Origin of the sequence: Pseudomonas sp. HMSC066A08 (assembly GCF_001813025.1) — a bacterium.
Lineage (GTDB): Bacteria > Pseudomonadota > Gammaproteobacteria > Pseudomonadales > Pseudomonadaceae > Pseudomonas > Pseudomonas aeruginosa.
In genome coordinates this window covers 244,470-253,534 of record NZ_KV811299.1, presented here as the reverse complement: position 1 = coordinate 253,534, position 9,065 = coordinate 244,470, and the positions used below count along the sequence as shown (strand labels likewise).

12 protein-coding genes are annotated in these 9,065 nt (G+C 65.7%); 6 read left to right on the top strand and 6 right to left on the bottom strand.

Annotated features, from left to right (window positions below):
* Nucleotides 1-146 (bottom strand): PsiF family protein (locus tag HMPREF2886_RS14925; protein ID WP_049262840.1); only part of this gene is annotated, 146 nt, incomplete at its 3' end.
* Between the two features lie 154 nt (nucleotides 147-300).
* On the opposite strand from HMPREF2886_RS14925, the gene HMPREF2886_RS14920 reads away from it, so the two are divergent.
* A complete protein-coding gene (locus tag HMPREF2886_RS14920) occupies nucleotides 301-840 on the top strand; it encodes an MOSC domain-containing protein (RefSeq protein ID WP_003095483.1) in 540 nt (179 codons plus the stop codon).
* An 88-nt stretch (nucleotides 841-928) separates the two neighbouring features.
* Nucleotides 929-1,273 carry an osmotically-inducible lipoprotein OsmE gene (gene osmE, locus HMPREF2886_RS14915; RefSeq protein WP_003095488.1) on the top strand — a complete coding sequence of 115 codons (345 nt, stop codon included), beginning with the start codon at nucleotides 929-931 and terminating at the stop codon, nucleotides 1,271-1,273.
* Between the two features lie 43 nt (nucleotides 1,274-1,316).
* Here osmE and HMPREF2886_RS14910 read toward each other — a convergent pair whose 3' ends face one another.
* The gene (locus tag HMPREF2886_RS14910) at nucleotides 1,317-1,724 is read right to left on the bottom strand and encodes a Rho termination factor N-terminal domain-containing protein (RefSeq protein ID WP_003095492.1); all 408 of its coding nucleotides are present in this window, start codon (nucleotides 1,722-1,724) and stop codon (nucleotides 1,317-1,319) included.
* Between the two features lie 146 nt (nucleotides 1,725-1,870).
* Between HMPREF2886_RS14910 and brlR the strand changes: the two genes are divergently transcribed.
* Complete coding sequence (brlR, locus tag HMPREF2886_RS14905) at nucleotides 1,871-2,683, top strand: c-di-GMP-binding multidrug transporter transcriptional regulator BrlR (protein WP_033967933.1); 813 nt, start codon at nucleotides 1,871-1,873, stop codon at nucleotides 2,681-2,683.
* Between the two features lies 1 nt (nucleotide 2,684).
* Here brlR and HMPREF2886_RS14900 read toward each other — a convergent pair whose 3' ends face one another.
* Nucleotides 2,685-4,754 (bottom strand): AsmA family protein, encoded by a 2,070-nt coding sequence (locus HMPREF2886_RS14900; protein WP_070747725.1) that lies wholly within the window; start codon nucleotides 4,752-4,754, stop codon nucleotides 2,685-2,687.
* A 294-nt stretch (nucleotides 4,755-5,048) separates the two neighbouring features.
* Here HMPREF2886_RS14900 and HMPREF2886_RS14895 point away from each other — a divergent pair, with 294 nt between their 5' ends.
* Nucleotides 5,049-5,582, top strand: coding sequence for a ferritin-like domain-containing protein (locus HMPREF2886_RS14895; protein ID WP_003095503.1), 534 nt, complete (start codon nucleotides 5,049-5,051; stop codon nucleotides 5,580-5,582).
* Between the two features lie 275 nt (nucleotides 5,583-5,857).
* The gene (locus tag HMPREF2886_RS14890; protein ID WP_034002763.1) at nucleotides 5,858-6,199 is read left to right on the top strand and encodes a hypothetical protein; all 342 of its coding nucleotides are present in this window, start codon (nucleotides 5,858-5,860) and stop codon (nucleotides 6,197-6,199) included.
* Between the two features lie 113 nt (nucleotides 6,200-6,312).
* Here the strand turns inward: HMPREF2886_RS14890 and HMPREF2886_RS14885 are convergent, their stop codons facing one another.
* From HMPREF2886_RS14885 to HMPREF2886_RS14875, 3 genes are read right to left on the bottom strand one after another with little or no spacing between them, the layout of a single operon-like run.
* Complete coding sequence (locus HMPREF2886_RS14885; protein ID WP_003112308.1) at nucleotides 6,313-7,080, bottom strand: molybdopterin-binding protein; 768 nt, start codon at nucleotides 7,078-7,080, stop codon at nucleotides 6,313-6,315.
* The gene (locus HMPREF2886_RS14880; protein ID WP_033967930.1) at nucleotides 7,077-7,691 is read right to left on the bottom strand and encodes a cytochrome b/b6 domain-containing protein; all 615 of its coding nucleotides are present in this window, start codon (nucleotides 7,689-7,691) and stop codon (nucleotides 7,077-7,079) included. Before HMPREF2886_RS14880 ends, HMPREF2886_RS14885 begins: the two co-directional genes overlap by 4 nt.
* A 53-nt stretch (nucleotides 7,692-7,744) precedes the next feature.
* On the bottom strand, nucleotides 7,745-8,368 hold the full coding sequence (locus HMPREF2886_RS14875) for a hypothetical protein (RefSeq protein ID WP_003116116.1): 624 nt from the start codon (nucleotides 8,366-8,368) through the stop codon (nucleotides 7,745-7,747).
* 137 nt (nucleotides 8,369-8,505) lie between these two features.
* Between HMPREF2886_RS14875 and HMPREF2886_RS14870 the strand changes: the two genes are divergently transcribed.
* Nucleotides 8,506-9,065, top strand: a 560-nt coding sequence (locus HMPREF2886_RS14870; RefSeq protein ID WP_070747723.1) for a heavy metal response regulator transcription factor, incomplete at its 3' end; no start/stop codon positions are given.

Sequence of the window (9,065 nt, the reverse complement as noted above, 5' to 3'; positions counted from 1 at the left end):
AACGCCTTGCGTTCGTCGCCCTTGAGCGCCTTGGTGGTGGCCTCGGCGTTGCAGGCGGTCATCTTCTCCTGCTGCGCGGTGGCAGCGAAACCATGGGCAGAGACGGCCATGGCCAATACGAACATCGGGATACGCAGGATATTCATCGAACTCTCCTTGAAGGGCTGCACGTTCGCATGCAGGTGTGCTGAAGTCTAGCGACTGCGGCGGGCTTTGCAGGGGCTGGGAACGCGTCCTGTGCACTTGCGACAAGCGTCATGTTTCGCGGCTAGACTGACGCCTCGCACGAGGAGGAGTTCCATGCAACAGGTCATCGCGGTGAGCCTCTGCGCCACCCACGCGTTCAGCAAGCAGGTGCGTCCCGCCATCCGACTCCTGAAAGGCCTCGGCGTCGAGGGCGACGCCCACCACGGCGTCACCGTCAAGCACCGCTCGCGGGTGCGCCAGGACCCGACCCAGCCGAACCTGCGCCAGGTCCACCTGATCCACGAGGAACTGCACGACGAGCTACGCGCCAGCGGCTTCGCCATTGGCCCGGGGACCATGGGCGAGAACATCACCACCCGTGGCGTCGATCTGCTCGGCCTGCCCACCGGCACCCGCCTGCGCCTGGGGGAAAGCGCCCTGGTCGAGCTGACCGGCCTGCGCAATCCCTGCTCGCAGCTGGACAACTACCAGCCCGGACTGACCGCCGCCGTGCTCGGCCGCGACGAACAGGGCAACCTGATTCGCAAGGCCGGGGTGATGGCGATCGTCCTGGAAGACGGCGAGGTTCGCCCCGGCGACGCCATCGATATCCAGCTGCCACCCCTGCCGCACCGGGCCCTGGAGAAGGTCTGAGGCAATCAGCCGCGATTCCGGGCGAACTCTGCGCGAGGGCCTGCGTTCCAATGTTGGCAAGCACCGCTCAACCACAAGGAGTCACAGCATGTACAAGCAGTCACTGGCGGCACTGTTCGTGATGGCAACCCTGGCCGGCTGCGCGTCGACCAAGGTGCAGAACCCGGTCAACTACATCACTTTCCGCAACGAACCGCTGGTCAAGGATGTCGAGAAAGGCATGAGCCAGCAGGAAGTCCTGCGCATCGGCGGCACCCCTTCCGGCACCCAGAAGCGCCTGATGAAACCGGGGAGCTGCAACAGCTACATCCTCAACAAGGACGGCCAGCAGCAGCCGTTCTACGTCAGTTTCGACGGCAGCGGCAAGGTCGACGGCTCGGGCTTCCTGAGCTGCTCCGAGCTGGATCGCCACGAGCGCGACGCCCGCCCCTGACGGCTCGACGCCCCGCTTCCTCACGGAGGCGGGGCGTCTGCGTTCAGGCCCGGGACAGGGCCTCGATCAGTTCGGCCTTGCGCATCGTCGAACGACCGCGGATGTCGCGCTTGCGCGCCAGTTGCATCAATTCCTCGCGGGTCATCTCGCTCACCGAGGTGCTGCCCTGACGTTTGCCACGGCTCGCCGAGCCGCGGTTGGCCGGTCTCCCTGAGCGGGCCTGGGCGGCGCGATGGGCCGAGTCCTTGCGGTCGGCGCGCTTGGCCGTCTCGCTCTTGGCGCGGCCGGAACCGCCCTTGCGCTCGCCGCCGCCGGACTGCTTGTTCACCGTCGCCCAGGCGCGCGCCTCGGCTTCCGATTCGCTCACACCCTTGGCCTTGTAGCTCTCCTCGATGTGCTCGGCCTTGCGCTGCTGCTTGTCGCTGTACTTGCTCTTGTCGCCACGGGGCATGGGGATATCTCCCTTTGCGATGGGTTCACTGTTGGGACCGGGCGGCGGCGGCGGACGTTCAGAGAAAGTGCGCGCCGGCACAAACCCCTTGACCTTGCCCCAGGGGCAATCCGTAGTCTGCCGGTATCCCGCAGCAGGAACCGGAAATGCTCACCATCGGCCAACTGGCGCGAATCTTCGAGATCTCCACCAAGACGCTTCGCCACTACGATGCCATCGGCCTGTTCGTCCCCGCGCGCACCGGCAGCGACAATGGCTACCGCTACTACCAGCCGGAACAGATCGAGCAGCTCTCGCGCATACTCGCGTTGCGCCGGCTGGACGTTCCGCTGGAAGCCATCGACCGCCTGAAACGCGACGGAGCGCTGGACGACCCGCAACGCCTGCGGCATTTCCTGCAACGACACCAGCACACTCTGCGCGAAGAAATCAGCGCCCGCCAGCGCCTGCTGGCGGAACTCGACCGAACCCTGGCGACGCTCGCCCACTGGAGGATCCGCAACATGCATGCACGAATCGTCGAACGTCCCGCCTTCAGCGTGGTGGGCATGGAATACTTCGGCAGCGCCCCCGGCGACACCATCGGCCAGCTCTGGGAGCGCTTCATCCCGCGCGAGCACGAGATCGCCGGCAAGCACGATCCCGACGTTTCCTATGGCATCTGCGCGCAGCAGCCCAACGGTGAATTCCACTACATCGCCGGCTTCGAGGTGCAGGAAGGCTGGCCGGTGCCGGAGGGCATGGTGCGTTTCCAGGTGCCGGCGCAGAAGTACGCGGTGTTCACCCACAAGGGCACGGCGCCGCAGATCGCCGAGAGCTTCCAGGCGATCTACAGCCACCTGCTCGCCGAACGCGGCCTGGAGCCCAAGGCGGGGGTCGACTTCGAATATTACGACCAGCGTTTCCGCGGACCGCTGGATCCGAACTCGCAAGTCGACCTGTATATCCCCATCTACTGAATCAGCGCTTGCCGGCCGGCACCTTGGCTGGCAAGCGCATGCGCTGCAGCAGCACGGTGCACTGGTTGTCGTCGCTCTTGCTCGGCGCCACCAGCGCCAGCAGGCTGGCCGCCGGGCCCACCGTCACGCCGAGGGCGATCATTCCCGCGCCGCGCGCCACCAGCGGTCCGGCGTGGACCCCGGCGTCAGGCTTGGCGAAGGTGCCGCGCACGTACAGCGGCGAGCGCAGCGAGAAGATCCGCAGGCCCTTGCTGTGCGGGGTGACATCGAGGTCGAGCTTCTCGTTGGCGAAGTTCACCGTGCCGTCGACGTTGACCAGCGCGTTCTCGGTGTCGAAGACGAACAGCCGGCTGGTCATCAGGCCCTTCTGCAGGCCGAAGTCGGCGGCCGCGCAGTTGATCTTCACCTCGTCGTCGCCGAACAGCTTGGTCACCAGGTAGTTTCCGACATTGAGGCCGGCGATTTCGGTCAGGCCCTTGCTGATCGCACCGTCGTTGATCAGCATCTTCAATTCGCCATCGGCGCCACCGAGGATCTTCGCCACCGAATTGCCGCTGCCGCTGAGACTGGCGTCGCCGTTCAGCTCGCCGAAGCTGGTTTGCATCGGCGCGAAGCCGGGGAACAACTGCTTCAGCTTGAAGCCCCGCGCGCTCATCTTCACTCGGCTCTGCATCGGCTGCTTGCCGCCGTCGAGGCGGATGTCCGACTCCAGCTTGCCGCCGGCCACGCCGAAGCGCAGGGGTTCCAGGCGCAGCAGGCCGTCGTTGAGCACCAGATGGGTGTAGAGGTCGCTGATCGGCAACTGGTCGCTGTGGACGATACGCTTGCCGGTGAATTCCACGTCGGCATCCATGTCGCGCCAGCGCTCGGTGCGGAATTCCTCCACCGGCAGCACCTTGTCGCCCGGCTGGCGGCTGGCCTGCCCGCGCTTCTGTTTCTCGGCATTGCTGTCGGCGCCGATCAGCGGGCCGAGGTCGGCGAAGCGCAATTGCTCGGAGGTCAGCTTGCCGGACAGCTTCGGCCTAGGCTGGCGAGCGACGAAGGTCAGGCTGCCGTGCAGGTCGCTGGCGCCGACCTTGCCGTTGAAGTTCTCGTAGCGGAACAGCGCGCCGCCCTCCTCCTTGAGCCGCGCCAGCAGGTGACCGTCGGTGGAGTAGGCCGGGGTGTCCGGCAGGGTGATGCCGGTCAGCGGATAGAGATTGGCCATGCTGGTCCCGGACAGCTTCAGGCGCAGGTCGAGGGCGCCGAGGTTGAGCGGGTCGGTCAGGGTGCCGACCACCGCGGCACGGGTGCTGCCGGCACTGACCTCGGCCTGTAGCGGGAAGGGCTTGCTCGCGTCCTGCAACGCCAGCATCCCGCCGACCTTGCCCGAGCCGGCCAGAGCCTGGCCCTTGTAGGTGCCCTTGACCTTCCAGCCGAACACATAGTCCTGAGCGTTCGCCGCATCGCCCGTGGCCAGCGCCTTGCCGGCCAACTGGCCGAACGGTACCGGCTTGCCGAGCGGGTCGACCAGCACTTCCAGACGGGTCTTCAAACGCTGGTCGTCAAGGCTGACGCTACCCTTGTCGAAACCGATCTCGCGGATGTCCAGTTGCCAGGCGGACGGCTCGTCGCTGTCGCTGGCAGGCAGGTCGAAATCCCAGTTGGCGCGGCCGTCGGCCAGGCGCAGGAGATCGGCGCGCGGCTGGGTCAGCTTGATCTGCGGAATGCGGATGGTCTGCCAGAGCAACGGCAACGGCGCCAGGCGGAATTCGATGCGTTCCAGGCTGGCGAACTCGCTCGCCTTGGTCTTGCCCGTCGTCCAGTCCGGATTGCCGAGGGGGATGTCCTCGGCGCTGAAGCGCGGCCAGGGGATCCAGGCGCGCCAGCCTTCCTCGCCCTCTTCGCGGCGCCAGGCCACTGCCAGGTTGCCGTTGATGGCGAACGGGCGGTTCAGCGCCGCCGAGACCTTTTCGTTGAGGGTGGGCTTGATCAGGTTCCAGTCGAAGGTGGCGATGAACACCACCAACGCCGCCAGCAGCAGGACCAGGCTGGCGAGGCTCCAGGTCAGGATCTTTCGGCCGCGCGTCATGTACAACTCCTTTTCGCCGCGTCGGTTGTCGGGCAGGCGCGGCAGCGCGCCTCGCTCAGCCGTCAGTGTGCAGGCTGGCCCATGGACTCGCCAGCGCGAATACGCCGGCCCGTTCCGTTAGGACCGGCGAAACGCCGGCATTGCTCCCCGTCCCACGCATTTCAGGCAAAAGGCCAGTTCGGCGGCGGGTCGATAAAACTTTTTCGACCACGCGGGACTCACACCTTAGGTAAGCAGAAAAAGCCGGCCGCAGAGCCGGCCCTTTTCACCGGATCAGCCCCAAGGAGAAAACCGATGACCACCGTTCAACTGACGGACGTCCAGACCCTTCGCGACCGTGCCCGCAAGAACATCCAGGAAGGCGCGGTCACCGAAGGCTATTCGGCCGATCGCCAGACCGTCCTGCGCCTGCTCAACGAAGCGCTCGCCACCGAGTTGGTCTGCTTCCTGCGCTACAAGCGCCACTACTTCATGGCCACCGGCCTGAAGGCGAGCATCGCCGCCGCCGAGTTCCTCGAGCACGCCAACCAGGAAATGCAGCATGCCGACCAGTTGGCCGAGCGCATCATGCAACTGGGCGGCGAGCCGGACTTCAATCCGCGCGGCCTGGAGGAGCGCTCCCATGCCGAATACGTCGAAGGCAAGACCCTGAAGGACATGGTCACCGAGAACCTGATCGCCGAGCGCATCGCCATCGACAGCTATCGCGAGATCATCACCTACCTCGGTAACGACGACCCCACTACCCGACGCATCTTCGAGGAAATCCTGGCCCAGGAAGAAGAACACGCGGACGACATGGCCGACATCCTCGACGACCTCGCCTGACTCCAGAGCAAGACCCGTCCGAGAGCCGGCGCCCGCAGCGCCGGCTTTTCTTTTCGCCTTATTTATCCAATTTATCGATTAAATAGAGAAAAGCTAACTATCCTTTACGAAATCTGCAACATCACAAAAATAACCAACTAACTTACTGATAAATAATAAGAAAACAAATAATCACCCATGTCGATAGACACTATCATCGCACTTCGTTTTTAAATCGACTTATCCGAACTGAGAATGACTCCAACGCAATCGACAACCCACTCGGAGTCACCGTCATGAAAGCTTCCCTGATCCTCGGCCTCGCCCTCGCCACCCTGACCGCCAACGCCGCCTTCGCCGCCGACGGCTCCAGCCGCACCATCGACCGGCTGCACCAGGACATGTCCAGCGTCGAACTGCGCATCGCCGACAACGGCAGCGAGCAGACCGTCGACCGCCTGCACAAGGACATGACCAAGGCCGAAGCCCGCCTGGCCGACAACGGCAGCGAGCAGACCGTCGACCGCCTGCACAAGGACATGACCAAGGCCGAAGCCCGCCTGGCCGACAACGGCAGCGAACAGACCGTGGACCGCCTGCATCGCAGCATGAGCCGTTTCGACCTGCGCACCGCCTGACCGCTCGTTACGCCGCAAGGCGCGAGAAAAGCCCGGCCCGATGCCGGGCTTTCCTATTTTCCCATCCCTGTCGCGCTGGGCGCATGGCCCGAGGCAAGCCGCACTCTCCCGCCTCAGACTCCGCTGAACCAGTTGTAGCCCTGGTCCTCCCAGTAACCTCCGGGATTGCTGTTGCTGACGAAGATCTCCACCACGTGCTTGGCGTTCTTGAAGCCGAGCTTGGTGGGAATCCGCAGGCGCAGCGGATAGCCGTTCTCCTCCGGCAGCGCCTGCCCGGACATCTCCAGCGCCAGCAGGGTCTGCGGATGCAGCGCGCTGGGCATGTCGAGGCTGGAATAGTAGCGGTCGGCGCACTTGAAGCCGACGTACTTCGCCGAGGTGTCGGCGCCGACCAGCTCCAGGAAAGTGCGCAGCGGCACTCCGCTCCACTGGCCGATCGCGCTCCAGCCCTCGATGCAGATCAGTTGCGTGACCTGGCTGGCCTGCGGCAACCGGCGCAGTTGCTCCAGGCTCCAGGGGCGCTTGTCGCGGACCCGCCCGGAAACCTGCAGGCGGTATTCCGGCAGGTCGATCTCCGGCACGTTGTAGGCCGGGTAGAACGCGTTGAAAGGGAACGGCGAGGCCACCTGCGACGGATCGAAGGTCGGCGCCAACCGAGTGCGGCTGAACAGCCAGGCCTGGACCCGGTCGTTCCAGCGCGACATGGCCCAGAGCACCTTGTCGACCGAATCGCCGTCCTGTAGCCGGCACCCCGAGAGCATCGCCAGGGCGCCCAGGGACAGGCCACCGCGCAACAGCAGGCGGCGTTGCAGGTCGACCATCTGCCGCTCGCTGGACGGGTCGATCGCGATCTTCGCGCGCTTCTTCTCCGGCCCCTTCATCCTTCGCTCCTCCGTCCGCGCCGCCACTCGCGTCCGATGATCATCGGCAGCAGGGTGCGCGGCACCAACAGCACCAGCAGCAGGTGCACGACGACGAACCCGACGACCCCGGCCATGGCCAGGAAATGCACCCAGCGCGCCCCCTGGAAGCCACCGAACAACACGGTCAGCCCGTGCAGCTGCACCGGTTTCCAGATCGCCAGCCCGGACAGCACCAGCAGCGCGCCGAGCCCCAGGACCAGCCAGTACAGCAGGCGCTGTACCGCGTTGTAGCGGCCCGGCTCATGGACCAGGCGCAGGCCGAAGGCGAGGCGCAGGTCGCGGCAGACGCCGGCCGCGCTCAAAGGCAGGAAGTCGCGACGAAAATGCCCGCTGGACAATCCGTAGGCGAGGTAGCACAGGCCGTTGCCGAGCAGCAGCCACATGGCGGCGAAATGCCAGGCGATGGAACCGCCGAGCCAGCCGCCGAGGGTGGCCCAGGCGGGAAAACGGAAATCCAGCAGCGGCGAAGCGTTGTAGATGCCCCAGCCGCTGCCGATCAGGCAGGCCATGGCATAGGCATTGAGCCAGTGGCAGAGTCTCACCGGCCAGGCGTGCAACGCACGGTTCATGGCTTTTCTCCCAGGGAACCCGGCCGGGACGGGCGCGCCGTCCCGGCGAAACCTCACATCGGCGGGGTCACGCCGTCCTTGCCGACCGAGATGGCCAGGGCGGTGAGGCTGCCGTCGGCGCCCTTCTGCGGGAACAGCACAACCTTGGCGCCAGGCTTGAGCAGGCTGCGCTCGCCCGGCTCCAGGCTGACGATGGGCACGTCGTCCGGCACCACCACGGTCTTCTCGCCATCGCCGTATTTCACGGTCATGCGCCGGCCCTGGCTGACCACCAGGTTGCCGACCGTACCGTTGGTCATGGTCGAGGCGCTGCCATCGGCGTTCTCCCAGGGCCGGTGGCCTTCGCCGCTGCCGCGCAGGCTGGGGGCGAAGACATGCACCTCGAGGGCCTTCAGGGTGCCGTCGGGCTGCGGCACGGCGGCGGTGCCGATGAAGCTGTCGGGCTGGATGTCCTCCGGCTTCGCCAGCGACACGGCGCGGATCGCGGTCTTGTCGGTGAGTCTGACCGTCAGTTGCTGGCCGTTGCGGGCCTTCAGTTGCAGGTGGTCGTCGGCGGCCTGCTGGATGGTGCCGCGCAGCGGCTGCAGCATGCCCGCAGGCGGTTGCGCGGCGAAGCTGGCGGCACTGGCCAGGAGCAGGCCGAAGAACAGCGCGGGGGAAGCCTTGAGTCGAAGCATCGGTCGATCCTCGGTGGGGTTGAGCCTCGATGGTCGCCCCGCCGGCGGTACCCGGAGATGACTTTCGCATGACAAAAATGTCACCGAATCCGCGCCGCGCGCTGGCTAGAATGGCGGCGAACGAGGGGGAACGAGACATGCGCATCCTGGTGATCGAAGACGATACGAAGACCGGCGAGTACCTGAAGAAGGGCCTCGGCGAGTCGGGCTATGCGGTCGACTGGTCGCAGCACGGCGCCGACGGTCTCTACCTGGCGCTGGAGAACCGCTACGACCTGGTGGTCCTCGACGTGATGCTGCCCGGCCTGGACGGTTGGCAGATCATGGAAGTGCTGCGCAAGAAGCACGATGTGCCGGTGCTCTTCCTCACCGCCCGCGACCAGCTGCAGGACCGTATCCGCGGCCTCGAACTGGGTGCTGACGACTACCTGGTGAAACCCTTCTCCTTCACCGAGTTGCTGCTGCGTATCCGTACCCTGCTGCGCCGCGGCGTGGTCCGCGAGGCAGAGCAGGTGCAACTGGCCGATCTGCATCTGGACGTGCTGCGGCGCAAGGTCAGCCGCCAGGGGCAGGTGATCGCCCTGACCAACAAGGAGTTCGCCCTCCTGCACCTGCTGATGCGCCGCGAGGGCGAGGTGCTGTCGCGCACCCTGATCGCCTCGGAGGTCTGGGACATGAACTTCGACAGCGACACCAA

Bases quoted from the DNA above. Each gene is read 5' to 3' on its own strand.
- HMPREF2886_RS14880 (WP_033967930.1), bottom strand. From the start codon at position 7,691: ATGAACCGTGCGTTGCACGCCTGGCCGGTGAGACTCTGCCACTGGCTC.
- HMPREF2886_RS14920 (WP_003095483.1), top strand. From the start codon at position 301: ATGCAACAGGTCATCGCGGTGAGCCTCTGCGCCACCCACGCGTTCAGC.
- HMPREF2886_RS14875 (WP_003116116.1), bottom strand. From the start codon at position 8,368: ATGCTTCGACTCAAGGCTTCCCCCGCGCTGTTCTTCGGCCTGCTCCTG.
- HMPREF2886_RS14900 (WP_070747725.1), bottom strand. From the start codon at position 4,754: ATGACGCGCGGCCGAAAGATCCTGACCTGGAGCCTCGCCAGCCTGGTC.
- HMPREF2886_RS14890 (WP_034002763.1), top strand. From the start codon at position 5,858: ATGAAAGCTTCCCTGATCCTCGGCCTCGCCCTCGCCACCCTGACCGCC.
- HMPREF2886_RS14910 (WP_003095492.1), bottom strand. From the start codon at position 1,724: ATGCCCCGTGGCGACAAGAGCAAGTACAGCGACAAGCAGCAGCGCAAG.
- brlR (WP_033967933.1), top strand. From the start codon at position 1,871: ATGCTCACCATCGGCCAACTGGCGCGAATCTTCGAGATCTCCACCAAG.
- HMPREF2886_RS14885 (WP_003112308.1), bottom strand. From the start codon at position 7,080: ATGAAGGGGCCGGAGAAGAAGCGCGCGAAGATCGCGATCGACCCGTCC.
- HMPREF2886_RS14895 (WP_003095503.1), top strand. From the start codon at position 5,049: ATGACCACCGTTCAACTGACGGACGTCCAGACCCTTCGCGACCGTGCC.
- osmE (WP_003095488.1), top strand. From the start codon at position 929: ATGTACAAGCAGTCACTGGCGGCACTGTTCGTGATGGCAACCCTGGCC.